We start from the raw sequence: 26,534 nt of genomic DNA on the forward strand, positions 1-26,534 counted from the left end.
GGGAGACGGCTCAGGAACGGACCAGGCGCGCGATGGCGTCGGTGGCTTCCTTGATCTTGGCCTCGGCCTCCGGGCCACCGGCGATGGCGGCGTCCACGACACAGTGGCTGATGTGATCCTCGAGCAGGCCCATGGCGACGGCCTGCAGGGCCTTGGTCATGGCCGAGACCTGGGTGAGGATGTCGATGCAGTACTTCTCCTCCTCGACCATGCGCTGTAGGCCGCGGGACTGGCCCTCGATCCGGCGCAGGCGCTTGAGGTAGTCGTCCTTGGCGGTGATGTAGCCGTGCGAGGCGTGGTCGTGGCAGGACTCGTCGGTCGCGGCGGCGGATTCGGTTGTGGCGGTCTGGTCGCTGGTCACCACTGATTTCCTCACTCCCGGCATCAATACCCCCCTAGGGTACATGCAGCGGTCCGATAGCACCACTCATGCGCGCATGCGCAAGAATTGCGGCATGAGTTCGGATCCTCGGGCCACGCTGGCCATTATCGGCGGCAGCGGCTTCTACGACTTCTTCGGTGACGATGCCACCACGGTGGAGCTCGAGACGCCCTACGGTGCTCCGAGCGCGCCCATTACGATCGGGCAGGTGGCGGGCCGATCGGTCGCCTTCCTGCCCCGGCACGGGCGCAAGCACGAGTACTCGCCGCACACCGTGCCCTACCGCGCCAATATGTGGGCGCTGCGCAGCCTCGGCGTGCGCCGCATCTTCGGGCCCTGCGCGGTCGGCAGTCTGCGCGCCGATTGGGGTCCGGGCACCGTGGCGGTGCCGGATCAGCTGGTGGACCGGACCTCCGGACGCGAGCAGACCTTCTACGACGCGGGCGGCGTGCACGTCTCCTTCGCCGACCCGTACTGCGGTGAGCTGCGCACCGCCGCCATCGCGGCGGCCGGGACCGAGCTGCCGCTGCGGGATCACGGCACCATGGTCGTGGTGCAGGGTCCGCGCTTCTCCACCCGCGCGGAGAGCCAGTGGTTCGCCGGACTCGGCTGGGAGCTGGTCAATATGACCGGGCACCCCGAGGCCGTTCTCGCCCGGGAACTCGAAATGTGCTATTCCGCAATCGCTCTGGTCACCGATCTGGACGCGGGCGTGGAGTCCGGGCACGGGGTCAGCGCGGTCGACGTCTTCGCCGAATTCGAGCGCAATCTGGTGCCGTTCAAGGCCCTGGTGGGTCGCGCCATCGCCAATGTCGAGGGTGACGACACCTGCGACGCCTGCCGCGTGCTCACCGGTACCGGCGTCCAGCTTCCCTTCGAACTGCCGTAGTCAGCGGCCGCGTCCGGCAACGGGCGTCCAGTCCCGGAGCCGTAGGGCTTCGATGAAGTCCCAGCTCACCGGCCCGGCCCGCACGCGCGGGCCGGGCCGTGGCGTTGTCGCCGAGCGCGCTCGTGGCGGGCGTCGCCTAGGCTGGAAGTCATGAGCGAAGGCGGACCGCAGGCCGACCGGACGCGCGTACTGCTGACCGGGGCGGCAGGCTATATCGGTTCCCATGTGCATCGCGCGCTACTGGCCGCCGGGTACGACGTGGCCGCCGTCGACAATCTTCTGGACACCGTCCACGGTATCAATCCCACTGCCCCCGAAGGCGTTTCCCGCGTCGATATTCGAAATCCCGAGGCGCTCGAGCCGCTGCTGCGCGGCGTGGACGTGGTTTGCCACCTGGCCGCCGCGGTCCCCGTGCCGGACCTGCCGGGCAATACTCCAGGTCGGTGGGTGCCACCGCGACCCGTCTCCGACCGGGCGGATCTACCGGACGGTCCGCAGAGTCCGGACGCGCCCCGGATTCCGGACGAGCCGATCGCGGGAGACGGCGATCGGCCCGCCGGATACGGGGCATTGCGCGCGGCGGGCGGCGTGGAACCCGGTGGGCGCGTGAAGACTTCGGCCGGACGACGCGAGGATGCCGGACACGGGGCGGGACCGTGTGTGCGTGCCCCCGCGGAGGGGGTGTCGGTGCGCACCGGACCGCTCGAGATGCAGCGAGCGGCGGTCTATGCCACGCACAATGACGCCGGTACGGCGGTGCTGCTCGCGGGCATGGAGCGGGCCGGGGTGCGGCGGCTGGTGTTGGCCTCCTCGGTCGCGGTGTACGGCGAAGGGCGGTATCGGGCCGGGCGGCAGGGGCCGTTCTTCCCGGGACTGCGGCGGCGGCAGGATCTGGATCGCGGCCTGTTCGATCATCGCGCGCCGCGTACGGGCGATCTGCTGACCTGGGAATCGCTGGGCGAGGACGCGCCGCTGCGGCCGCGAAGCGCCTACGCCGCAAGCAAAGTCGCGCAGGAACACTATGCGCTGGCCTGGGTGGCCAGCACCGGATCGGCGGCGACCGTGTTGCGGTACCACCATGTCTACGGCCCGGCCGTCGCGGATGGTCGGCTGGTGCGGTCGGCGGAATCCGGTGTGGTGGCGCGCTTCCGGGCCGAACTGCTGGCGGAGCGATCGCCGCGGGTCTTCGAAGACGGCGGGCAGGTAAGGGATTTCGTGCATGTGCGCGATGTCGCCGCGGCCACGGTCGCGGCGGTGGACCGGCGGCTGGCCGGGTTCGTACCGCTGAATATCGCCTCCGGGCAACCGCTCACGCTGTGGGAGGTGGCTTCGACCATGGCCAAGGCCCTGGACGGTCCCGCACCGCTGGTGACGGGGCAGTATCGGATCACCGATATCCGGCACCTGGTCGCCAGTCCCGAACGGGCGCGGCACGCACTGGAATTCAGTGCGCGAATCGGTCCCGGCGCGGGGCTGGCCGGTTACGCGACGGCCCCGGCCGAGCATTAGGTTCTCCCTGCGGTCCTGCGGTCCTGCGGTCCCGCGGTCCCGCGGTCCCGCGGAGCTTTGTGTGCTCTTCCGGTCCGGCGGGAGGGGCGGGGGCGATGCGCGGAATTCCGGTCGGCGCGGCCTAGGCTCGGGGGCGTGAGCACTCCACTGCGGCTAGAGGTAATCGTGGCCAGTGTGCGCCCGGGGCGGTTCGCACCGGTGGTCGCGGACTGGTTTCTGCGGGCGGCGCGGGAGGACGGTCAATTCGACGTGGGCCTCATCGATCTGCTCGAGATGCCGTTGCCGCTGGATTTGAGTGCAACGCCGGAGTCGCGGGCGTACTGCGAAAGGATCGCCGCGGCAGACGCTTTCGTGGTGGTGACTTCGGAGTACAACCACGGATATCCGGCCTCGCTGAAGACCGCGCTCGATACCGCCAAGCGGGAGTGGCGGGCCAAACCGATCGGCTTCGTCAGTTACGGCGGACTGTCGGGCGGGCTGCGCGCGGTAGAGCAGCTTCGGCAGGTGGTGGCCGAAATCCATATGGTCTCCATTCGGGAGACCGTCAGCTTCCACGAGGCCAAGCGGAAGTTCGGTGCCGACGGCGAGACTCGCGACGGCGCGGCGATCGACGCCGCGGCCCGCCTGCTGCGCCAACTCGGCTGGTGGGGAAGGACTTTGCGCGAGGCCCGCGCGGCAGACCCCTACCCCGGCTGAGCGCGGCAGACCGGTCGACCGACTACCGCGACACACGGACCGCCGAACCGGCTGAGCGTGTGTGACTCTCGAATGGGTCCGGTCGGGCCGATCCGGCATTCCTGCGCTGAACCGGCCGACCGTGTGGGGCCGATCGGGCGGGTCAGCCGGGCTGACCGGCGAGGGCTTGGGCGGCGCGCGGCCGGCCGATGTAGGTGGCTTCGCGGGGGATGGAGACCAGGTTCAATTCGACGCGGGTGGCGCCGGTGCGCACGGTGATGCGATTTCCCGCGGCGCCGGGTTGCACGATGGACAGGTCCGGTCGCGCGCCGGGCCAGCCCAGCGGGTCCCCGGCCAGGTAGATGGTGGTGATTCCGGCGTGCGGTGCGGGTGCGAGTACGCCGTCCACCAGCACCGCGGTGAATCCGGCGTCGGATTCGTGGGTGTCGGCGGCCAGGGCGAGCCGCTCCGGATTGCCGATGGTGGTGATCAACTGCTCCCAGACGTGCGGGCGCTCGGTGCGCAGCAGGACGCGTTCGCCGACCGCCAGCGCACGGAATACCAACTGCTGCGCCAGGTATATCTCACCCGCGAGGTACACGGTCGAAATGCCCTGTCCGACAAGGCGGACGGCGACGCCATTGCCCTCGTCATCGGAGCCGAGCAGCTGTCCGCAGCCCGCCGCCGGCAGTTCGATCGCGTCGATATCGGCGATCCGACGCTCCCGGGTGGGGACGGTGTCGTCCATTCCCGGTGCGGCCAGGGGTAATTGCGCGAGCAGGCTCTCGCGATGCCGCCCGTTCATGGAGATCATGTGCGGTTGCAGCTGATCCTCGGGGAGTTCGCGCGCGGTGAGCCGCCAGGCCGCCCCGATGCGCACCGTCTCGGCCGAACTGCCGGGGCGCAGCCGTACCGCCACGGTGGTGCCGCGGGAGGCCGGAACCCACAGGCGCGCAAGCTGTTCGGAGTCGATCCGGCCGGGCGGCACCGCGGCGCCGATATTGACGCTGTTGCCGAGTTCGGCGTACCGCCAGTGCTGGGTGAGTTCGCGCGGATCGACCCCGGCGGTGATGTGCAGTGTCGCCTTGGTGATTTCGGGCGCGGTGAGAATGCGCCCCGGACATCCGGCGTCCTCCAGGGTCCGGAGTATGCGCCGGGTGGCGATGGTGACCGCGCGGCACGCGCCGTCCAGCCCGCCGCCGCGCCGGTCGGCGGCGTCCGGGCAGAGCAGCGGGTCGAAGGCGATGGCCAGCCATACCGTGCGATGCGCGGTGGCGGGCAGCGGGCCGATGAGGGATTCGTAGATGGCGCCCGCGGGCGTACCGGAGCGGCTGCGGTGGCCGTGCGAGACGATATCGATGCCTGCGAGCAGAATGTCGTGCTGGACAAGGCTTTCCGCGAGCGCGGGCAGTGGCAGCAGGTGTGAGGCGCGCACGGCGCTGCGGCCGAGCCGGGTGAGTCCGCCCCTCGGCGGCAGCACCTCGACCACGGCGACCACGCGACTGCCGTCCCGGAAGATTCCGAGGGAGCGGCCGTCGCCCGCGCGGAAGTCGATGAGGTCGGCCACGGGGCGGGGGCGGCGGGCGCGGAAGCGGAATCGGGTGGCGATCCATTCGGAAACCGGTAGTTTGCCAAATGGTAAGAACAAGACCAGTCCGCATGCTATGGCGCTACCGAGCGCGACCCAGAACGGCACCCCGCACAGGACGCACACGAGTAGGACGGCCACCGCGGTCACCTGTGCGACCAGCAGCTTCCCCATGCCCACTCGGGCCATCCTCTGCCCCCAACTGCCGGACCCGGCGATGCGAGATTCGTAGCCGAGTGCGAATACCGATTCCCGGGAACTGTACTGTGTGCGGCGAACGCAATCACTGGTCGGGGGAGTTTTATGCCTTCAAAACCGACGACGCGATGGCAGGTCAGCGGCTATCGCTTCCTGGTGCGCCGCATGGAACACGCCCTGGTCCGCAGGGACGTGCGAATGCTGCACGACCCGATGCGCTCACAATCGCGGGCGTTCGGCGTCGGACTCATCCTGGCGTGCGTCGCACTGGCGGGTTGCGGAGTGCTTGCTCTGCTGCGACCGCAGGACAAGATCGGCTCCAACAAGATCCTGCTCGGCAAGGACACCGGGGCGGTCTACGTGGTCATCGACAATGTGGTGCATCCGGCGCTGAACCTGTCCTCGGCGCGATTGGCGGCGGGCGAGGCCGCCAAACCGGCGACGGTGAAGGAATCCGAACTCAGCAAGAAGCCGCGCGGGCAGCTCATCGGGATTCCGGGCGCGCCCGCGACGCTGAACTTCGAATCCTCGAGCAATGGGCGCGGATGGACCGTCTGCGATGTGCTGGCCAATGACGGCAGCCGGACGCTCACCACCTCGGTGCTGGCGGGGGATCCGGTGTTGGGGGAGAAGGCGTCCGCGCTCGAGTCCGGCCGGGCGCTACTGGTGCAGGGGCGCGATCACACCTATCTGATCTACGACAATCACCGCGCGCGGCTGGATATGAACGATCGCGCGGTGGTGGACGCCCTCGATATTCGCGGGCACACCCCGCGGCCGATCAGCGAGGGACTGCTCAACGCGATTCCCGAGGTGCTGCCGATCGTGCCGCCGCAGATCGCGAATGCCGGTGCCGCGCCGAATTATTCGATCGGCGACCATCGCATCGGGGATGTGGTGCAGGTGCGCACCGACAGCCGGAACTATGTGGTGCTGGCCGACGGTTTGCAGCCGGTATCGCCGCTGACCGCGGATATCGTGCGCAATGCGTATCGGTCCACGGCCACCGATGATCACATCGCACAGGCCGATCGCACCGGGGCGCCGGTCTCCTCGGCCTTGCCGGTCTCGGACTATCCGGATAGAGCGCCGAGCATGGTGGAGGGCAAGGATCAGCCCGTCGACTGCCTGGCCTGGCAACCGGTCGGGGCGGCCGACAAGGCCGACGGCAGCAGGCACGCGGATCTGACCGTGCTCACCGGCCATGCGGTGCCGATCCCGGATCGCGCTCGGCTGGTGCCGCTCGCGCAGGCCGATGGCAATGGGCCGGAAGTGGATTCGTACTACATGAAACCCGGCGCGGGCGCGTATGTGCAGACCACCGGATTGGAACCGGACAGTCAGCGGCGGGACAGTCTGTTCTTCGTCTCCGATTACGGGGTGCGCTACGGCATCAAGGATCTCGAGGCCGCGAAAGCCCTCGGTATGGACCCGGAGTCGGTGCGGCCGGAACCCGCGCCCTGGCCGATCGCCGGATTGCTGGCTTCCGGTCCGACGCTGAGCCGGGAGGCGGCCATGGTGGCGCACGATGGCGTCGCACCCGATCCGAACCCGGCGGCGGAGCCGGTCAAGAGGCAGAACTGAGGGTGTGGACCCGGCCAAAAGCATGCCGGGATGACGGGTGGGGCATGCCGGAATGACGGCGGAACTCAGATGTCGTCGGGTTTCATGCCGAATTTGCGGCGCAGGGGGAATGAGGCCAGGAAGCCCAAAACCAGGAGTAGGCCCACGATTCCGGTGCCGATGAGTGCCACATCGCGGGCGGTGTTATCGGGCGCGGGGGGCCGGGCGGGGAGTGGGAGTTGTTTGTCCCTGGCGGCGCCGGGTTGTTTGGGCGGCAGGTTTTTCGGGACCTCGGCGGTGAGGGCGGCGACGGGATCGACCGCGCCGTAACCGATATAGGGATTCCAGCCCTCGCCGGGTGCGTGCGCGGTGGCCTCGATGCGCTTGATGATCTCATTGGCGGGCATATCCGGGAAGCGTGAACGCAGCAGTGCCGCAACGCCGGAGACGTACGGCGCCGCGAAACTCGTTCCGCTGTACCGGTTCAGCTGACCCTGATTGGTGAATTTCGCGGTGGTGAGCCCGGGTCCGCGCGGATCGAGGGAGATCACCTCCTCACCCGGTGCGGCCACACCCACCCACGGGCCGGGGACGGTGAATTTGGAGGGCTGGCCGAAGGCGTCGATGGAGCCCACCGAGAGTACGTACTCGTCCCACCAGGCCGGGGCCACATACGAGGTGATGTGGTTCCAGAGGTCCGCGTTCGGATGCAGCGGGTCGATGCCCGGATTGCTCGCCTTGCAGGTGTCGGTATTGCCCGCCGAGGTGACGATGACGACGTCCCGGTCCACGGCCGCGTACCGTACCGCCGCGCCGAGCATGCCCATCTCGGTGCTCTCGGGTTCTCTTGTGGGACAGGCGACCAGGGAGATATTGATGACGCGCGCCCCGGCATCGGCGGCGCGCCGAATTGCCGAGGCCAGCGCGGAGATCTTGCCGTAGCCGTCCGGGAAATCATCGGGGCCTTTATCGCGGCTCGCGCCCTCCGCCTGGTAGAGGGCGCTGGTCTGGCGGATGGTCATGATTCGCGCCTCCGGCGCGACGCCCGCGAAGCCCTGGCCCGGTTCCTGTTCCGCGGCAATGAGTCCGGCGACGATCGTGCCGTGTGCGTCGCAATCCTCGGTGCCGTCACCGGCATTGGCGACGTAGTCGCCGCCCGGGATCAGCCCGGGCAGGCGCGGGTGCGGCGAGACACCGGTATCGATGACCGCCACCAATTGCCCTGCACCACGGGAGAATTGCCAGGCGTGCTCCAGGTCGAGGGCTCGTTGCGTCGGTGGGATCGTCGGCCCGTCACCGCCCGCCTGCGTGCTGATACAGGGGGAATTGGCGGGATGCTCGGTCTTGCCGGGCGGGGCCGCGGGACCACCCGGCGGCAGCAGCCCGGGATTGATCGCCGGTGGCCGATCCGCCCGCGCCACAGCGGGTTCCACACTGAATGATGTCAGTGCGGCAAATGCCGCACCCGCGGCGATGGCACGCAGACTCGCGGCGCGGAATCCGGTGCTGGTCACCGGGCTGCCCGTGGCCGCCGTGCGATATCGGCGGGGCTACCGAATCGCCCGGCGCGTATCCGACCGCCGTGCTTCACAACCCGCGCACCAGCGAATACAGGTCGGTCACCCAGAACACCAGCGGCACAACGGCGGCCACGAAGGCGTATTCGAGCAGTTCCACCGCCCGGCGCATGGGCGGGGTGGCCTGCTGGCGCGGGACGATGATGCCCAGCACCAGCGCCGCCACCAGCAGCACCAGGGCCGCCCCGAAGACCGTGAGCGGCTGACGGATCAGGAAGGCCGCGCCGCCCAACAGGATCAATAGGATGGCCGCGCCCGCGGCGATGAGCACCACGGCCTGTTCGGCGCCCGCGTAGGTGCGGCTGCGGAACATGAGGACGGCGGCGCAGACCAGGGCGAGCGCCAGCCCCGGCCAGCACACGCCGTCGGCGTTCGGATCGGTGGCGGCTACTGTGCCCGCGACCACCACCAGCGAGGTGGCGGTGACCAGTCCGGCCAGATATTCGCGTGCCCGTTCGGATTTGGCGCGCAGCGCCGGCAGGCTCGGCAGGGCGCGATGGTCGTCCGGATCGTCCTCGGTGGGATCGATCGGGGTGCCGGGTGCGGGCACCGGCGGCAGCGGTAGTTTCGCCAGCAGCATGGAAAGCCTTGGGGCCAGCGATAATCCGGCCAGGCCGAGCGCGGCCGCGCCCGCGCCGACGGCCTTGGTCGGCAGGTGTGTGAGCAGGCCCACCAGCGCCGCCGGTATGAGATACACCGCGAGGGTGGTCGCGCCGATGAACAATCCGAGGCCGACACCGCTGACCCGCCAGGCGAGAATCGCTGTCGCACCGGTCAATACGGCGCCGAGCAGGAGGTTGGCCCAGCCGTAGTGATCGGGTACGAACAGCATCCCCGCGCTGAAAGCGGTGGGCAGCGCGCAACCGCCCAGGACGAGCGCGCTCCCGGTATCGCCGTACATGCGGGCCAGGACGGTACTCGCCACCACCAGCAGCAGCGCCACGAAGAGCGCCACCGCGCCGCCGACCCACCCGGGCACCGCATCCGGTGCGGCCAGCAGACCGAGGCAGCCGGTCAGCATGGTGAGCACCGCGAGCACCGACCCCGTCAGGCGTGCGGTACGGGGCGTCCAGCCGCGGAAATGCTCGGCATCGGCAATGGCGACGTTGTACATGATGTCGTCGAAGAGCGGGGTGGGCGCGGTGTGCTCGGCGCTCTCCAACATGAGCAGTTCGCCGTCGCGCACACCCTGTTCGGCCAGGCTCAGCGAATTGGAGAGCGGCGGCTGCCCGATGCGGGCCAGCACCCATTCGTGTGGTTCGAACTGCTCGCCGTCATTGTCGAAGTCATTGGCGAGGCTGTGCTGGGCGACCATATCGACCACGCTCGGAATGACCAGGGCGACCGGCACATCCACCGGAATGGCCATATCGACCTGGGTGTGTTTGGCGAGCAGGGTGACGCGGGCCAGATCCGGCGCGCGGACGATTCCGCGAGCGTCGTCCACATGTGTCACCCTGGTGCCCCCAAACGGTTCGGTGCGATACCCGGTCCGCATAATTGCTGACCAGACTGTACGGCATAGCGGTCGCCGGCCGTACACTGAGCCCGCAATCCTGACCTTCGAGGGGGGCTTCAGCACGCGATGAGCACCGTCCGTTTCCAGCGCCGTCCACGCCGAGAGATTCCGCGCTCACCGGGCGGTGAGGTGACGCTACAGCCGCCGCCGGAGATTCCCCGCAATATTCCAGCGAACCTGTTCGGCAAGCTCATGCCGGTGGTCATGGGCGTCGGCATGCTGGGCATGGTCGTCCTCATGTTCACCTCGGGCAGCGGTATCGCCGGCAATCCGATGAGCCTGATGTTCCCGATGATGATGGTCTTCTCCATGGTCGGGATGTACGCGGGTCAGGGCGGTAAAGGACAGAAGGCCGCCGAGGCGAACGAGGATCGCAAGGACTATCTGCGCTATCTGGATCAGGTGCGCCGCGATGTGCGGGAGACCGCCGGGCAGCAGCGCGCCGCGGTGGAGTGGAGTCATCCCGAACCCGGGCTCATCTGGATGCTCGCGGGCACCACGCGCATGTGGGAGCGACGCCCCGGCGACAAGGATTTCTGCCATGCCCGCATCGGCCTGGGCAGTCAGCGATTGGCCACCCGGCTGGTGGCCCCGGAGACCGGTCCGGTGGAGGAGCTGGAGCCGATAGCCGCGGTGTCGCTGAGGCGCTTCGTCAGGACCCATTCGACGGTCCCGGACCTGCCCACCGCGCTCGCGGTGAAGGGCTTCGCCAGCGTGCAGCTCACCGGGGACCGGGCACAGGCCCGCGATATGACGCGGGCAATGCTACTGCAATTGGCCATGTTCCAGGGGCCGGATCAGGTACTCATAGCCGTCGTCTGCGGACCGGACACCGCCCGCGAATGGGAATGGGCGAAATGGCTGCCGCACACCCAGCATCCGGACTCCCAGGACGGCGTGGGCAGTGCGCGCATGGTGTACGGATCGATTCGGCAGGCACACGCCGGACTGGCTCCGCTGCTGTACAACCGGGCGCGGTATTCGCGCAATCAGCCGCCCAATCCGAACCTGGTGCAGATCGTGTTGGTGGTGGACGGCGGACTGCTCGAGTCCGAGGAGGATTCGCTGCGGGAGAACGGGTTCGAAGGCGTCACCATTGTCGATCTGTGCGGTTACGCACCGCGATTGTCGGCCTCGCGTGGGATTCAGATGCTGGTGGAGCACGGTGAGTGCGCCGGGCGCGGGCCGTCCGGGGCCATGGAGCGGTTCGCGGTCATCGACCGGATCACCGCGCGCGAGGCCGAACAGGCCGCGCGGCGACTCGCACCCTATCGGGCCCCCGCACAGCGCGCGGGGGAGTCCGCAGGCGAAGAGGGCGAGGTCATTTCGAGCTGGTCGCAGCTGCTCGGTCTCGGTGATATCGGCGCCTTCAATCCCCAGAGCGCCTGGCAGCCGCGCTACGGGCGCGAACGCCTGCGGGTGCCGTTCGGCGTCGGTGCGGATGGGCTGCCGGTGGTGCTCGATATCAAGGAGGCGGCCGAGGGCGGTATGGGGCCGCACGGCTTGTGCATCGGCGCGACCGGTTCGGGCAAGTCGGAATTCCTTCGGACGCTGGTGCTTTCGCTCATCGCCACGCACTCGCCGGATCAGCTGAATTTCGTGCTGGTGGACTTCAAGGGCGGTGCGACCTTCCTCGGCCTGGAAGGGGTCGCGCATGTGGCGGCCATCATCACCAACCTGGAGGAGGAGGCCGATCTCGTCGAGCGCATGCGGGACGCGCTCGCCGGTGAGATGAACCGCAGGCAGGAGGTACTGCGGGCGGCAGGCAATTTCGCCAATGTGTCCGAGTACGAGAAGGCGCGTGCGGCGGGGGCGGATCTGGATCCCCTGCCCGCGCTGTTCGTGGTGCTCGACGAATTCTCCGAATTGCTGTCCCAGCACCCGGATTTCGCGGAGCTGTTCACCATGATCGGGCGGTTGGGGCGATCGCTGCACGTGCATCTGCTGCTGGCGTCGCAGCGGTTGGAGGAGGGACGGCTCAAGGGGCTGGAGAGTCACCTGTCCTATCGGATCGGGTTGAAGACCTTCTCCGCCAATGAATCCCGGCAGGTCCTGGGCGTACCGGATGCCTACAACCTGCCCGGCAATCCCGGTGGCGGCTATCTGAAGTCGGACTCCGGGGAGATTGTGCGTTTCCAGTCGGCGTATGTGTCGGGGCCTTATATCGGCGTCGGTTCGCAGCGGGAGGTCGCCGAGGACGCGGTCGACGGCGATATCGATGTCATCGCCCGGCCTTTCACCGCCACCCAGGTGGATTTCCGTGCGGCGGACCGTATCCCGCTGCCGGTTCAGCTCGGTGAGGTGGAGCAGCCGCCGGAGGCCGATCAGGTCTCCACGCTGCAGATGCTGGTGTCCCGGGTGCGCGAGCACGGGCGGCCCGCGCACGAAATCTGGCTGCCGCCACTGGATGACGCGCCCACCCTGGACCAGTTGGCGCCGCGTTCGGTGCTCACCGGGGATTGGAATCCCATCGCCACCCTGCGCGCGCCGATCGGCATTGTGGACCGGCCCTACGATCAGCGGCGCGATCCGCTGGTGGTGGACCTGTCCGGATCGCGCGGCAATGTGGCGGTGGTCGGCGGGCCGCAGTCGGGTAAATCGACGGCGTTGCGGTCGCTGGTCATGGGAATGTCGTTGACGCACACCGCCGAACAGGCACAGTTCTATCTGCTGGACTTCGGTGGCGGCACCCTGATCGGCCTGCAGGGGCTGCCGCACGTCGGCACCGTCGCCAGCCGGATGGAGGGGGACAAGGTGCGGCGCACGGTCGCCGAGATGGTGACCATTGTGCGGCAGCGCGAGGCGCGATTCCGGCAGCTCGGCATCGAATCCATGGCCGAATTCCGGCGATTGCGTTCGGTGGAGCCGGGGACCAGCGCGGCCGCGCAGGGGGCCCAGGAGGATCAGTTCGGGGACGCCTTCCTGGTGATCGACGGGTACGGCACCTTCCGGCAGGAGTTCGAGGCGCTGGAACAGACCGTCATGAACCTTGCGGTGCAGGGTCTTTCGTACGGTGTGCACGTGGTGATCTCGCTCGCCCGCTGGCCGGAGGCGCGGCCCGCGCTCAAGGATCAGATCGGCACCCGGATCGAATTGCGGCTCGGCGATCCGATGGACTCCGATCTCGGGCGCAAGTTCGCGGCACTGGTTCCGCAGGGCCGGCCCGGCCGCGGTATGACCGCGGATCTGCTGCACATGCTCACGGCCCTGCCGCGCGTGGACGGCGATCCGAATCCGGCGACCCTGGGAATCGGTGTGGCCCAGGCTGTTTCGTTGATCGCCGAGCGGACCCCCGGGCGGCCCGCACCGCGCGTGCGCATGCTGCCCGCGCGCCTGCCGCGGGAGGAGTTGCTCGCCGTGGCGGGCACCGGGTCGATTGATCCGAGCCGCCCGACACTGCGGTTCCCGATCGGTATCGATGAATCCGCGCTGGCCCCGGTGTATCTGGACTTCGCGACCAGTCCGCACCTGGTGATCATCGGAGATTCGGAGAGCGGGAAGACCACACTGCTGCGCTCGGTGGTCCAGTCGATCTGCGCGACCAACACCCCGGATCAGGCGCGCATCATCATGGGGGACTACCGGCGCACCATGCTGGGGACGGTTCCGGACGGCTATCTGGCCGGATACGGTTCCACCGCACCGCAATTCACCCGGCAGATGGCCGATCTCGCCGCGTATGTCACCCAGCGCATGCCCGGCCCGGATGTGACGCCCCAGCAACTGCGGGACCGCTCCTGGTGGAAGGGGCCCGAGCTGTACGTCATCGTCGACGATTACGACCTGGTCGCCACCGCCACCGGGAATCCGCTGCACGCCCTGGTCGATCATCTCGCGCACGCCCGCGACCTCGGCTTCCACCTGATCATCGCGCGCCGCTCCGGCGGTGCGGGCCGCGCCCTCTACGAGGCCACGCTCAACCGCATGAAGGAGCTCAACTCCGCGGCGCTGATCATGAGCGCCAGCCGCGAGGAGGGCATCCTCTTCGGCAACACCCGCCCCTCGCTCATGCCCCCGGGCCGCGGCACCTACGTCACCCGCTCCGGCGAGGACCTCATCCAATTGGGCTGGTTGCCACCTGCCTGATCCACACTGACAGGAACAGGAACGCGCCCCGGCATCGACCGGCCGAACCAAACGCTCGCCGAACTGGGCCACATCCCCTGAAAACGACACGGTCGCCGCAACCTCTCGATCGAGAGTGTTGCGACGACCGCATGAACCCGCCCTATTGCCGGGGCGCGCTCGGCTTGTATTGCCTGGGGTGGTCAGAACAGGCCCGCGAGGGCGATGTCCTTGGCCTGGAGTTCGGCATTGCCGGTGCGGACCAGGGTGCCCGCGCCCGAGAGGGTGGCGTTGAGCTGGGCGACGTGGGTGTTCCACATGCGCTGCATATCGGCGAAGGCCTCGTTGGTCGAGCCCTTCCAGTTGTTGGTGACGAACTCCTCCACGCTGCGGTGGAAGGCTTCGAGCTGATCGCGAATGTGCTCGGCCCGGCGGATGACCGAGTTGGCGCCGTCGGCGACGCCTTCGAAATGGGCGGAGATGACCTGGCCGTTGGCTGCTGCCATGGTGGTGTCCTTTGTCGTCGGGAGGGATGAGGGCCGGACCGGGAATTACACCGGCGGCAGGTCGAGGCTGGAGATCTGCGCGTTGATCTGCGACTTGTAGTCCTGGTCGTGGTCCTCGTACTGCGAGCCGACCTTGATCAGATTCTCGGCGGTCTGCATCAACTTGTCGTTGAGCTTGTCGGCCTGGAAGTAGTACCGCTCCATGAAGGCGTTGAAGGCATCCCGCGCCCCACCCTGCCAGTTCGAGCCGACCGTCATATTGTCCTCATCGCGCTTGAGGTCGGCGATGGCGTGCATGAGCATGTCGTGGGTCTTCTTGAACTCCTGGGCCTTGGCCTGGATGAGCTCATTACTGGCTTCGAATGCACCGGCCACGGTGCCTCCTCTCGATTCGTGCGGACGACCTCTACAAGATTGGACGAGGGTCATAGCCCGACGGTTCCACCCCTGTTACAGCAATTCGCCAGCACACTACCGAAGGATTGGTCCCGCTGACCAGTGCGTACGTCACACGAGGATTACCAGGTGCTATTTGCCAGCAATGCGTACTGAGCGTTCGCCCGCTGATGCGCATCGCTCAACTGATCGCCCTCGACGGTTGCCACATACCGGCCATAGGCCACCGCGCACCGATAACGCTTCGTGGAGTAATCGTCCTTTATGGGGCTTTCTCCGCATTTGGCATTCGGCAGTGCCGCGGGCGCGTCCGCCGCACCGGGATAGGTCTGGTCGAGAATCACCCCGGCGAGCACGAGCGCTGCCTTCCCGTCGCGCGTGCGATAGAGCATCGATCTGTTCGACATATCCATACTGAGGGAAAATCGGTCCATACCGGCGTCGTTGATGATGCGCGTCCAATGTCCCTGATCCCCCACCTGATTCAGGAATCCGCGTGATTCGGAGACGAACTGGCTGGTGACATCCGGCATTCCGAAGGCATTGGGGTTCAAGGTGCGCCGCAGCATGCCGTCCGGATCGTAGGGCAGGCGCAGCGCACCCTCCTTGCTCAGCGGCGGCAGCCCGTCCAGCAGTGCCAGTTGGACGTCGTACACGCGCTCGCTGAGCGCGGTCAGCTGCGCGGTATCGGGGCTGTTCACGCCCACCATCACATTCACCACGTAGTTGCCGTGCGCCAGCGTGGAACCCATGGTGGGCACGCCCGGTCGCCAATGCGCGTGCGCCGCCGGATATTTCGACAGTGTCAGCGGCTGATTGGCCTCCGCGGCGAAGCCGAAATCGGCCGCCTCCACCTCCCCGGCCGCCTTGGTCGCCGCGGCCGGGTCCGCGAACTGGATGACGGTCAGCGCGGTGAAAGTGGTGTTCTCCGGCAGCTTTTCGCCTTTGGCGCGCGGTTTCTCCGAATTACTGGCAGAGACGCCGAACAGCATGCCGTTCGCCTTCAGCACCGGCCGAGCGGATTCCGCGAGATTGGTCGCGCCGTCGGAATCGACGAATGCCTTCATTCCCGTGCCGTAACCCAGTTTCGCATCGATCTCCGGACCGTTCGCGACATGATCGGCGAGCCGCATGGCCGCCAGATTCAACCCCATGCCCAGATCCGGATAATAGGTGTAGCGCTCCTCGAGCGGTGCGGTCGAATATTTGCCGACATCCAGTGTCCGCACATCGATTTCACCCGGCCGCGCGGTGCCGTCGATACCCGATCCGCAACCGGCCGCGGTGCATAGCGCGAGCAGTAGGACCGCGCCGCGAATTCCCCCGGTACGCATTACAGTTACCCCCTTCTCAGTGCGCATTGACCAGAATGGCGTACTGCGCGGCAATCCGCTGTTGTGCGTCGAATAGTTGATTCGCAGACACCTCCGCGGCATAGCGGCCGTAGGAGACGAAGCAGTAGTGGCTGATGGCGGCGAAGGCCGGTCCGGAGTATTTGCGGCACTTGGCATTCGGCAGATTGGGCGGTGACGCCACCGACCGGAACAGCCGCGAGGTCGCGCTGTGCGCCTCGACGATCCTGGCCGCGCCCGCCGCGTCCCGGGCGCGGTAGATGTAGTTGCCCTTCCACGCCACCCGGTCCACGCCCGCCTCGTCGAAGAGTTTCTCCTCGTCCGAGCCCTGGACGACCTGGAGCCCGCCGTGCCGATCGTAGATTCCGGGCACCCCGGCCTGCGAGGGGTCGGCGAGCACGGTGGGCAGCGCCCGGGCCAGGACCCCGTCGGGGTCCATCGGAATATCCATCAGTTTGTCCAGCGGTGTGGCCGGGAATTTCGCGATGGCGGGTGGAATGACATCCAGGCTGCGCTGCACCCGGGCCACCAGTTTCGACAGATCCCGCTCTTTGATCTCCGCCATGACGCTGTCGAAGAGATAGGTGAGGATGACGAATCTGCCGGTGGCGTACCAGGATCGGACGGGTCCGCCATCGGACTTGTCAACCAGCGCCGAGGCGGCCGGGTACTTGTCGATGGTCAGGTGCTGCGCGCCCGGGGTGCTGTCGAAATCGGCCCGCGCGAGCGCCGGTGCGGCGGCGGCCGCGGACTGCTCATCGGTGAAGAGCAGCACCAGATTCTCCAGTTCGTAGGAGAGACTGATCTTTTCGTCGGATTTGCCGCTGGTGACGAAGCCGCTCATGAATCCCGGTGCGGCGGCCTGCAATACGGCAGGATCGGCGTTGGTCCGATGGTGTATCGCGGCGGAGCTCAGGTCCACGAAGGTGCGCACGACCGCGCTCATGGCCTGTGCGGGAAACTTCACCTCCGGATCGACCTGGGACGGCAGCGGGATATAGCCTGCCAGCCGCATCGCCTCCACCAGCTTGGCCTGATCCATATCGACCGGCTTACCGTAGAACTTGGGCGTGGTGACCTGATTTCCCACATCGAGCGCGGCCAAGTCGACGACCGGATCCGCTTGCGCATCCGAATTCGAACCGCACGCGGCGGTCAGGGCGATCGCGGCCGTCATCGTGACGGCGACCGCCATTCGGCAGAGCTTTCCCATATTTCCCCTCCCCAGCCCGTTTTCGGGCGCGTCCTACTTGATTCGGTTGTGTAGCACCGGAACCAATTTGTTCAGCAGAGTCTGTTCCGACTCGGCGGTCCAATTGCGCATGGCGGCCACCGCGGCCGGATCGTCGAGCGGGATCACCACCGCGTGTGAACTGGTGATCTCACTGGGCAACCCGAGCTGTCCACCGCCGCCGGCCTTTTCATCACTGCGGACGGCGAGGATATAGGAATCGTCGGTCACCGTGAGCGAACCCCAGCCGGTCGATTGGCGGGGCGAGATCTCGTCGCCCCTGGGCTGATACCGCAGGTTGTAGACGAATCCGAGCGCCTCCATGAATTTCGCCTGTTCGCTTCCGGCGAGATAGATGGAGTACGTGCCGGAGACCGATTGCTGCGCGTAATCGACCACGGTGATGGTCTTACCCGCGAAGCTCGGATTGTCCGCGCGCGCCCTGGGTATCGACGGTGGTTCGTGGTTGGCGGTGGTGGCCACGGCGGCGGTTGGTGTGGCCGGAGTGTCGGAGTGGTTGCCGCGCAACACCACCGCACTGATCCCGACGGCCAGTGCCACCACCACGCCCGCCGCCGCCACGCCGAGGTAGAGGCCCTTGCGGCCGCCACCGCCGCCGGTCGGCGCGGAAAGCGCTGTGTGACTGGTCATCTCACCTGGCCTGCCGAGTATGGCGGGCGCGGCGACCTGAATCGGGTAGGTCGGCGAGGTCGTGGTGGAGACCGGATTGAAGCCGGGCGTCAGCGCATTCGCCGCGGCGTCGGTGAACTCACGCGAGGAGTTGAAACGCTCGGCCGGTTGTTTGGCCAGGGCTCGCGCGAAAACATGATCCAGCGCCTGGGGCAGATGCGGATTCACCGCGGTGACGCGTGGCGGCGGTTCGTGTAGATGGCCCATCATGACCAGCGCCGGCTGGGTTCCCGGATACGGGTTCTGGCCGGTCAGCAGTTTGTAGAACGAGCACGCCAGGCTGTACAGATCGGCCCGATGATCGAGCGCCTCCCCCGCCAACTGCTCCGGCGGCGCGTAGGCGATGGTCGCGACGAAGCTGCCGGCCTGGGTGAGTTCGGTGGTGTCCTCGGTGGATTTGGCGACGCCGAAATCGGCGAGCAGTGCGCGCTCGTCCTCACCGTCGACGCTGGTGAGCAGAAAGTTCGCGGGTTTGATATCGCGGTGCAGCAGGCCTTTTCGATGGGCGTAGTCCAGGCCCCGGCCGACCTGGGTGATAATGCTCAGTGCGCGAAGCGGATTCATCGCCGCCGGATCGCGTTTGACCTCCGCCGAGGCATCGGTGCCCTCGACGTACTGCATGGCGATCCAGAGCTGATCATTTTCCTCGCCGCGATTGTGCACCGAGACGATATTCGGATGGTCCAGTCCGGCAACGAGATTGGCCTCACGCTCGAAGCGTCCGCGGAACTCCCGATCGTTGGAGAGATCGGGGGACAGGACCTTGAGCGCGTCCATGCGCGGCAGACTCGGATGCCTGGCGAGATAGACGGTGCCCATACCGCCGGACCCGAGGACACGGACGATCCGATAGCCGCCGACGATGGTGCCCGGGCTCATCGCCATGGCTGAAACTCCCCCTGATCTTGGTACAACTACTGCAGGGGGAGCTTACTTGCGCGCGCCGCTCCCAGCGCGCGGTCGGCTACAGGCTGTTGGCCAGCAGCGCGTACTGCGCCGCCACCTTCTGCCGCACATCGGGTTCGTCATCGCTGCTCACGACGCCGATATAGCGCTTGTAGGCGACATAGCAGCGATTCTTGAATTCGGTATCGCCGTCGCCCTTGCTGTTGAGTCGGACGCATTTCGCGCCGGGCACGTCATTGGGGGCGGGGACGCTGTCGTAGTGGTCGGTCTCATCGGCGAGCAGGGCGGTCATGAGCGATTGCGCCCCCGCATCGTCCCGGGTGCGGATCAGCCACGCGGAGCCGACGGTGGCCAGCGCGTCCGCACCGCTGTCGGTCACGGCCTGAGCGACCTTGGCCTCGTTATTGGCATTGTGGACGATCTTGGCGCCGCCGTAGACGGCGAACTCCTTGGGGTCGGGGGTGCCGGGACCGCGCTGTTTGATCACCGTGCGCGCCAGCAGATTGTTCGGATCCACCTTGAGCGCGGTCAGATTGGCCTCGGGGGTGGGGGTGAACTTGTCCAGCAGCGGCACCTGCGCGTCGAAGGATTTGCGCACCCAATCCAGCAGATCCTTCTCCTCGGCCTTGGGCCGCTCGATGAAGAGCGAGATGACGTACTGCTTATAGGGCAGGAACGCGCCGATCGTCGGAATGCCCGGCCGCCAATGGATATACGCGTTCGGGTACTGGCCGAGCGTGAGCTTCTTGTTCAGATCCGGGGCCACACCGAAATCGGCGTCCTCGAGTTCGCGCGCGGCGGTCGCGGCGGTCTTGTCATCGGCAAAGCGCAGCACCATATCGGTGACGCTGGTGGCCCCGGTCTGATTCGCGCCGTCCGCCCGGTCCGCGCCGCTGGCGGCGAAGGCGGTGATCAGATGATTGCGGTCCAGCACCGGCTGGGAGGTGGCGGCCAGGCCGATCTTGGTGGCGTCCGCGGTATCGGTGGTGGCGCGCCCGCCGCCGCCGAAGACCAGGGTGGAGTCGATCTTGACGCTCGGCACCACGGCATCGGACATCCGGAAGCCCTCCAGCAGTGCGCCGTGGGAACCCGCGTCCTGCGCATAGGTGTGCCGGTCGACCGGATAACCGCCCACCTCCAGCTTGCGGACATCGAGCTCAGCGGCGGTCGGGGTGCCGCTGACACTGCAGGCGGTCAGCACCAGGGCGGTGAGCGAAACACATGCGGCGAAGAGTGGTCTCCGTGAATTCCGAACCATGTCAGGTCCTCGTTCCTCCCGTACGGTGCATCCAAAGTAACGCGCACGCCGCCGAGCGGGTCGAAGATCGCCGGACCCGGAGTGCTGCCGTCGACCCCTCATCGCGAGATGGCGGCCCGGACGCAACGCGGAGCGGCAACGTAACCTGGTCGGTGTGCTGAACATCCCGCGCCGCGCGAGTACCGGGGGCCGGTTCCATTGATGGATCGGCAGGTCGAGGTTGTCGCGGGTCCGCACGTGGTCATTCGGGCGGCGGGAGCGGTCATCCTGGTCGCGCATCGCGAACGCGGAGCGGTGCACGGTGATTCGCGTGCCGCCGTGGCGGGGCGGGCGCTCGCCGATCTGGTGCTCGAGACCACCGAGCAGGCGCCCGAGGGGCCGGGGCGGCTCATCGCGCGCCAGGCCACCCGCTGGCTCATGAAGGAGGCCGAGCGCATTTCGCCCGGCGTCCCGATCGAATTCGGGATTCTCTCCGCCGCGGAGAACGGCGGCGTCGCCATCTTCCTGCATGGTTCGGTGACCGCCGTGCTGTCGGGCCGGACCGTGGAGTACTACCGCGGCAGTGACGCCGCCTTCACCGTGGATCGCGTCGCCGCCCATCCCGCGGTCGCGGCGGCCCTGTTCGCCGAGGATTCCGCACACCGCGCACCCGAGCTGCCCGAGCGCGGAATCGGTTCGCTCACAGCGGGAATCGCGCAGGCGGGCGGTGCGATCGTCTGGTTCGAGGGTGAACCCGCGCGCAGTTGGGAGCCGCGCCGGTCCGCGCCCGGCCCGCGGTTCGGCGACGACCAGCCGACCAATGCCGAGATCCCGCCGCCGACCGCGGCCTTCGATCCGGAGTCCGAGCGAATTCCGCTGGACCCTAACCTCACTCCCACGCGCACCTCCAATCGGATACCCGTCGGCTTGGACCCGGATTTCGACGCGCCGCTCGAATCCGATGCCGCCACCGCCGGTTACGACCCGCAGCGCGCATCGCAGTCCACCGGACCGGGGTACGGATCTCCGGTCGGACCGGGGCCGACGGACGGTGCGGAGGGTTACGACCCGCAGCGCGCATCGCAGTCCACCGGACCGGGGTACGGAATGCCGGTCGAACCGGGACCGATAGACGGTGCGGAGGGTTACGACCCGCATCGCGCGCCGACCGAGATGGGCGGGACCAATCCCGCACCCAAGCCGGACCCGAGTCTGCAGCGGCGGTTGGAGGCCACGGCCAAGGCGACCGCGCTCACCTTCAAGGTGCTCGGATTCAAGTGCGCGCGTGCGCATCCCAGCGATCCGCGGTCGGCGTTCTGTTCGGTGTGCGGAATGCCGGTGGATCAGACCCAGCAGATCGCCGAGGTGATTCGGCCGCCGCTGGGGATGCTCGTCCTCGATGACGGGATGACGTACATGCTGGCCGCCGACGCGGTCGTCGGACGGGATCCGGAGCAGTCCGCGGCGGCGCGGGCCGGGCTGGTGCCGTTGAAGATCGACGATTCCTCCGGTGGCATGTCGCGCGCGCACGCGGAGATCCGGCTGATCAATTGGGATGTCACCGTGGTGGATCGGGGTTCCACCAACGGCACCCGGGTGCGGCTGCCGGGATACCGGGATTGGGTTCGGCTGCAAGCGAATCAGCCGATGATCCTGATCCCGGGAGCGGAGATCATGCTGGGCAATCGGGTGCTGCGCCTGGAGCCGGTCGCGCCGCCACCGTTCGGGTAGGTCCGCTCAGGAATACCGGGAGGTGCAGGTGTTCTGGTTGCCCAGGACACCCGCTCGGAAGGCGTCGACGCGGGAGAAGCCGCTGGGGACGGTTTTGCCGTCGGTATCGCTGGCGGCGAGACCGTCGGTGAGCAGGCCGGAGACCGCCTCGTCGAGATCGCCGGGGGAGAGGCTGATATTGCCATTGGCCTTGGATCGGTTGGGATCGGCCAGCTTTCCGGTGATCACACCCGCCAGGCAGGCGGCGCGCAGACCGGTCTTGGCGCCCTTGAGCGCCTGGCCGGAACTCTGCTGCACGGCCAGTGCGTACCGCGAGATGAAGACCACGTAGGCGGTGAAGTCGCCGGTCACCTTGACCGGCAACCCATCCTGTTCACCGGTATTGGGCACACCGCGATCATGCAGGGCGGGCAGGTCGGTGCCGATGGTGTTGTCGGCCGGGCAGTAGGTGACCGGTTCGGTGTCTTTTCCATTGCTGCAGTTCAGTTTCGCGCCGTCGAAGCTGTACCTGGGCTCCTTCTTGATCGGCATGATGTCGGCCATCGCCTTGGACAGTTCGTCGAGATTGCTTCTGTCCACTTCGGATTGGCCATTGGTGCTGTCATTGCCGAAGGACTGCGGCAGATTTCCGCGCCGCCGGTCGATCTCCTTGGAGTCGATGCCCTTACAGCCCTTGCCGCCGTCGGTGAAACCGATCTGCACCGCGGTGACGCGTTCGAACGCCGAGCCGTGCACACTGCCCGGATCGCTCGGATTGTCGTCCCGAATGGCCACGGTCGCGGCCAGCACCGCGTTCAACCCGTCGGAGGTGTTGATGGTGAAATGCCTCGACTTGCCCTCTGCCACATTGCGAATGAACGCCCCGGCGAAGCAGTCGGCCTGTTGTTCCTTGACCAGGGTCGGGGTCTTGCGGCTGACGATATTGGCCATGGTCTGAATGGCGTGCCCGTATTCGTGGGCGAGCACCATGACCACCGCCATCTTGCCGAAGGTCTCCTGCACGGTGGGCAGCAGGACGGTGCGATCCCAGCCGATGGAGCCGTCGAGGCTGCAGTACGCGGCATTGACCAGGCGGTAGGTGGTCTCCTCGCAGAACTGCACCGCCTGTGAGCGCGGGGCTTTGGCGCTCCAGGACAGGAATTTGTCGACCGGTTTGAACGCGCCGTCGAAATCGTGCGGGTACTCGGCCTGCCAATAGCCTTGGATATCGTCGAGCGCGTTGAGGACGAGCTTGTCCATCTCGCCGCCGTCGGAGTTGGCGGCGGACAGCGTGGAATCCGGTGCGCCCGTGCGGGGTCCGTTGGGTCCGCTGGTGGTCGGCAGTCCGGCGACCTTGAACGGGTCGTCGTAGATCGACACCGCGCGCCCGCGCACCTCCCGGGTGCAGCCGCTCAACACCACCGCCAGGAGCGTGAGAACGGCCAGGGCCACCGTCGCCCGGCGTGCGCGCATCCCCACGTCTTCTCCCTCACCTGCCGGCCGTTTCCTCCCCGGAACCGGGCTCCGCGGTCAGCACACCCCGTCCGAGCCTCACGCATATTATCCGCCGAACGCCCTGTTCGTTGTCCGGGTAACCGGGGCCTCGGATCGGTTGCGATCGAGTCGGCGCACCGGATTCGCGCAGCTGATCCGGTGCGGCACAGACCGGTCAGTCTTGGTCTTTTTACTCCTGCGGCTCTGAGCGGCGCAGACGGTAGTATCCGGGCCATGTCTTCACCGGGGGCGCAGCAGATCACCGTGCGTCATGAAGGAACCGATCGGGTCTTCGACGCGAGCCAGCAGATCACCATGGGGCGGGCGCCGGAGGTCACGCTGTTCGTGGACAGCCCGCTGGTCTCCCGGGTGCATGCGACGCTGGCCTGGCGGGGCAACGGGTGGGTGCTCGCCGACAACGGCAGTACCAATGGGGTTTTCGTGGACGCGCGGCGACTGAGCCAGCCGATCCCGATCGACCGGCCCGTGCAGGTGCGATTGGGCGATGCCATCACCGGGCCACTGCTGCATCTGATTCCGCGCGTGGGCATGCAGCAGGTTCCGCCGTCGGTACCGCCGCAGCAGCGCCGGATGCCGCCGCAGAACTTCCAGCAGCCGCCGAATCCGCAGCAGCATCGGCCGCCGACCCCGGCGCAGCAGCCGGTGCAGCGGCCCGCGCAGGGGCAGCAGCCGATCAATTACCTGCGGCCGCCGCGCTCGGGACAGCAACCCGCGCAAGGCAATCCGTCGCATGCGATGCCCGCGCAGGGCATGCCGTCCCAGGGGATGCCCGCGCAAGGGATGCCGTCCCAGGGCATCCCGGCGCACGGTCAGCCGCCCAAATCCGCACAGCCGCCGCGTTCCGCGCAGCCGCCGTCCCAGGGCATACCCGCGCACGCGCAGCAGTCGGCCCCGCAGCCCGTGCAACCGGCCATGCCGCTGCACCCGGATGTCCCCGACAACATCAATATGACCGCCAAGGCCAGCGTGGCCGCAGCACCGCCGGTGCGCGCCCGCTCCGCCACCGGTCCGGCCGCGCGCGCGGACCGGATCCCGCAGGGCGGCTTGCATATCGGTCGTACCAGTGACAACCAGATCGTGGTCAACGATCCGCTGGCCTCGCGCCGGCATGCGCGCCTGATCTCCGATCGCGGCAATCTGGCCATCGAGGATCTGGGCTCGGCCAACGGCACCTTCGTCAATGGCCGCCGGGAACAGCGCGCGGTGCTGCGCGACCGGGACATCATCACCATCGGCAATGTCGACTTCGAGGTGCAGCAGGGCACGCTGGTGCGCCGTGAGCGCCCGGCCGCCGAACAGGGCCTGCACGTGCACGGTGTCGGCTTCACCGTCGAGGGCAACAAGCAGTTGCTCGTCGATGTGAACATGGCCGCCGGGCGCGGCACCCTCACCGCGCTCATCGGACCCTCGGGCGCGGGCAAGTCGACGCTGTCGAAACTCATCGCGGGAACGACCCAGCCCTCCGCGGGCGTGGTCACCTTCGAGGGCCGCGGCCTGCACGCCGAGTACGAGGCGCTGCGCTCGCGCATCGGCATGGTGCCGCAGGACGATGTGCTGCACCGGCAGCTGACGGTCAAACAGGCGCTCGGCTTCGCCGCGCAACTGCGCCTGCCCCCCGACACCAGCAAGGCCGACCGGCAGCGCGTCATCGACGGTGTGCTGGCGGAACTTTCGCTCACCCAGCACGCGGACACCCGGGTGGATCGGCTCTCCGGCGGTCAGCGCAAGCGCGCCTCGGTGGCCATGGAACTGCTCACCGGTCCGTCGCTGCTGATTCTGGACGAGCCCACCTCCGGTCTCGATCCGGCGCTGGACCGGCAGGTCATGACCATGCTGCGCGAGCTCGCCGATGCCGGGCGCACCGTCATCGTGGTCACGCATTCGGTTGCCTGCCTGGACATGTGCGATCAGGTGCTGCTGCTGGCGCCCGGCGGTAAGACCGCCTTCGCCGGACATCCGGGCAGTGTGCGCGACTTCCTCGGCACCAGCGACTGGGCGGAGATCTTCACCCGCGTCGCCGCCGATCCGGACCGCGCCTTCGCCAATTTCCGCTCCCGCCAAGCCTTTGCGCCGCCGCCGCAGGCCGTACAACCGGTGGAGAAGGCCAAGCCGCCCAAATCCAGTCCGCTCAAACAGTTCTCGACGCTCTCGCGCAGACAATTGCGGCTGATCCTGGCCGATCGCGGCTATCTGGCCTTCCTGCTGATACTTCCGTTCGTACTGGGCGGGCTCTCCCTGGTGGTGCCGGGCAAGAACGGCTTCCAGAAGGGCGGCTTCACCCAGATGCCGGATGGGTCCTTCGTCATGACCGGCGGCAGTGAGGCGCAACAGCTGCTGGTGGTGCTGATCCTGGGCGCCTGCTTCATGGGATCCACCCTCACCGTGCGTGATCTGGTCGGCGAGCGCGCCATCTACCACCGCGAGCGCGCGGTCGGATTGCGTTCCGGCGCATACCTGATGTCCAAGGTGGTGGTTTTCAGCATTGCCGCGCTGTTGCAGGCGGGCGTCATGATGGGCATCGTGCTCGCGGGCAAGAAACGGCCCGGACCGGGGGCGGTGCTGTCCGCGGGCAGTGCCGAGCTGTACATCGACATCGCTTTGACCGCGGTCACCTGTGTGGTCGTGGGCCTGCTGCTCTCCACCCTCGCCAAATCCAATGAGCAGGTGATGCCGCTGCTGGTGGTCATCATCATGTGCCAGCTGGTGATGGCGGGCGGCATGATCCCGGTCACCGGCCGCGTTGTGCTGGAACAGGTTTCGTGGCTGTTCCCGGCCCGCTGGGGTTATGCCGCCGGTGCGTCGACGGTGAATATCCGCGAACTGTTCCCGAGTGCGCAGGCCGACGCGCTGTGGAAGCACACCGCGAATATCTGGTACCTCGACGCGGGCATACTGCTGGTGCTGACCGTGGTGTTGTCGCTGCTCACCTGGTCGCGACTGCGCCTGAAGAAGTCCGCATCATGACCGGGAGTGCCATGACCGGGCGAAAGGGTGCGGAGTGAACGGGGAGTCGCGCGCTTCCTCCG

General features: G+C 67.6%; 18 protein-coding genes. 7 read left to right on the forward strand and 11 right to left on the reverse strand.

The annotated features are described in order from the left end of the window. Positions 1–10 precede the first annotated feature (10 nt). The gene (locus NA10_RS00425; protein WP_174562457.1) at positions 11–361 is read right to left on the reverse strand and encodes a metal-sensitive transcriptional regulator; all 351 of its coding nucleotides are present in this window, start codon (positions 359–361) and stop codon (positions 11–13) included. Positions 362–455: 94 nt separating this feature from the next. Between NA10_RS00425 and NA10_RS00430 the strand changes: the two genes are divergently transcribed. From NA10_RS00430 to NA10_RS00440, 3 genes are all read left to right on the forward strand, one after another. Continuing rightward, positions 456–1,271, forward strand: coding sequence for an S-methyl-5'-thioadenosine phosphorylase (locus NA10_RS00430; RefSeq protein WP_067561837.1), 816 nt, complete (start codon positions 456–458; stop codon positions 1,269–1,271). Positions 1,272–1,421: 150 nt separating this feature from the next. Beyond that, the gene (locus NA10_RS38375; RefSeq protein ID WP_067561733.1) at positions 1,422–2,780 is read left to right on the forward strand and encodes an NAD-dependent epimerase/dehydratase family protein; all 1,359 of its coding nucleotides are present in this window, start codon (positions 1,422–1,424) and stop codon (positions 2,778–2,780) included. Positions 2,781–2,915: 135 nt separating this feature from the next. Then, positions 2,916–3,476 carry an NADPH-dependent FMN reductase gene (locus NA10_RS00440; RefSeq protein ID WP_067561735.1) on the forward strand — a complete coding sequence of 187 codons (561 nt, stop codon included), beginning with the start codon at positions 2,916–2,918 and terminating at the stop codon, positions 3,474–3,476. A gap of 142 nt (positions 3,477–3,618) precedes the next feature. Here the strand turns inward: NA10_RS00440 and eccE are convergent, their stop codons facing one another. Further along, positions 3,619–5,217 carry a type VII secretion protein EccE gene (eccE, locus tag NA10_RS00445; protein WP_245676929.1) on the reverse strand — a complete coding sequence of 533 codons (1,599 nt, stop codon included), beginning with the start codon at positions 5,215–5,217 and terminating at the stop codon, positions 3,619–3,621. A 129-nt stretch (positions 5,218–5,346) separates the two neighbouring features. Between eccE and eccB the strand changes: the two genes are divergently transcribed. Further along, positions 5,347–6,825 (forward strand): type VII secretion protein EccB, encoded by a 1,479-nt coding sequence (gene eccB, locus NA10_RS00450; RefSeq protein ID WP_067561741.1) that lies wholly within the window; start codon positions 5,347–5,349, stop codon positions 6,823–6,825. Positions 6,826–6,890: 65 nt separating this feature from the next. Here eccB and mycP read toward each other — a convergent pair whose 3' ends face one another. Both mycP and eccD read right to left on the reverse strand, forming a co-directional pair. Then, positions 6,891–8,318: a type VII secretion-associated serine protease mycosin gene (gene mycP / locus NA10_RS00455; protein WP_245676921.1), complete on the reverse strand. Its 1,428-nt coding sequence runs from the start codon at positions 8,316–8,318 to the stop codon at positions 6,891–6,893. A 73-nt stretch (positions 8,319–8,391) separates the two neighbouring features. After that, on the reverse strand, positions 8,392–9,879 hold the full coding sequence (gene eccD / locus NA10_RS00460) for a type VII secretion integral membrane protein EccD (protein ID WP_067561743.1): 1,488 nt from the start codon (positions 9,877–9,879) through the stop codon (positions 8,392–8,394). An 87-nt stretch (positions 9,880–9,966) separates the two neighbouring features. On the opposite strand from eccD, the gene eccCa reads away from it, so the two are divergent. After that, the gene (gene eccCa / locus NA10_RS00465) at positions 9,967–13,986 is read left to right on the forward strand and encodes a type VII secretion protein EccCa (protein ID WP_067561746.1); all 4,020 of its coding nucleotides are present in this window, start codon (positions 9,967–9,969) and stop codon (positions 13,984–13,986) included. Between the two features lie 182 nt (positions 13,987–14,168). Here eccCa and NA10_RS00470 read toward each other — a convergent pair whose 3' ends face one another. The 6 genes from NA10_RS00470 to NA10_RS00495 form a co-directional block, all read right to left on the reverse strand. Beyond that, a complete protein-coding gene (locus NA10_RS00470) occupies positions 14,169–14,471 on the reverse strand; it encodes a WXG100 family type VII secretion target (protein WP_067561747.1) in 303 nt (100 codons plus the stop codon). Positions 14,472–14,516: 45 nt separating this feature from the next. After that, positions 14,517–14,846, reverse strand: coding sequence for a WXG100 family type VII secretion target (locus NA10_RS00475; RefSeq protein ID WP_067561750.1), 330 nt, complete (start codon positions 14,844–14,846; stop codon positions 14,517–14,519). Positions 14,847–14,989: 143 nt separating this feature from the next. Then, a complete protein-coding gene (locus NA10_RS00480) occupies positions 14,990–16,201 on the reverse strand; it encodes a DUF7373 family lipoprotein (protein ID WP_067561753.1) in 1,212 nt (403 codons plus the stop codon). Positions 16,202–16,217: 16 nt separating this feature from the next. Continuing rightward, positions 16,218–17,432 carry a DUF7373 family lipoprotein gene (locus NA10_RS00485; RefSeq protein WP_067561756.1) on the reverse strand — a complete coding sequence of 405 codons (1,215 nt, stop codon included), beginning with the start codon at positions 17,430–17,432 and terminating at the stop codon, positions 16,218–16,220. A 33-nt stretch (positions 17,433–17,465) separates the two neighbouring features. Next, positions 17,466–19,025 carry a serine/threonine-protein kinase gene (locus tag NA10_RS00490; protein ID WP_067561760.1) on the reverse strand — a complete coding sequence of 520 codons (1,560 nt, stop codon included), beginning with the start codon at positions 19,023–19,025 and terminating at the stop codon, positions 17,466–17,468. A gap of 79 nt (positions 19,026–19,104) precedes the next feature. Next, the gene (locus NA10_RS00495) at positions 19,105–20,304 is read right to left on the reverse strand and encodes a DUF7373 family lipoprotein (protein ID WP_067561762.1); all 1,200 of its coding nucleotides are present in this window, start codon (positions 20,302–20,304) and stop codon (positions 19,105–19,107) included. 201 nt (positions 20,305–20,505) lie between these two features. On the opposite strand from NA10_RS00495, the gene NA10_RS00500 reads away from it, so the two are divergent. Next, a complete protein-coding gene (locus NA10_RS00500; protein ID WP_067561765.1) occupies positions 20,506–22,014 on the forward strand; it encodes an FHA domain-containing protein in 1,509 nt (502 codons plus the stop codon). A 6-nt stretch (positions 22,015–22,020) separates the two neighbouring features. Here NA10_RS00500 and NA10_RS00505 read toward each other — a convergent pair whose 3' ends face one another. After that, a complete protein-coding gene (locus NA10_RS00505) occupies positions 22,021–23,466 on the reverse strand; it encodes a neutral zinc metallopeptidase (protein WP_067561767.1) in 1,446 nt (481 codons plus the stop codon). A 255-nt stretch (positions 23,467–23,721) separates the two neighbouring features. Here NA10_RS00505 and NA10_RS00510 point away from each other — a divergent pair, with 255 nt between their 5' ends. Further along, positions 23,722–26,472 carry an FHA domain-containing protein gene (locus NA10_RS00510; protein ID WP_067561769.1) on the forward strand — a complete coding sequence of 917 codons (2,751 nt, stop codon included), beginning with the start codon at positions 23,722–23,724 and terminating at the stop codon, positions 26,470–26,472. Positions 26,473–26,534: the final 62 nt, after the last annotated feature.

Source organism: Nocardia acidivorans NBRC 108247, assembly GCF_001625085.1.
GTDB lineage: Bacteria > Actinomycetota > Actinomycetes > Mycobacteriales > Mycobacteriaceae > Nocardia > Nocardia acidivorans.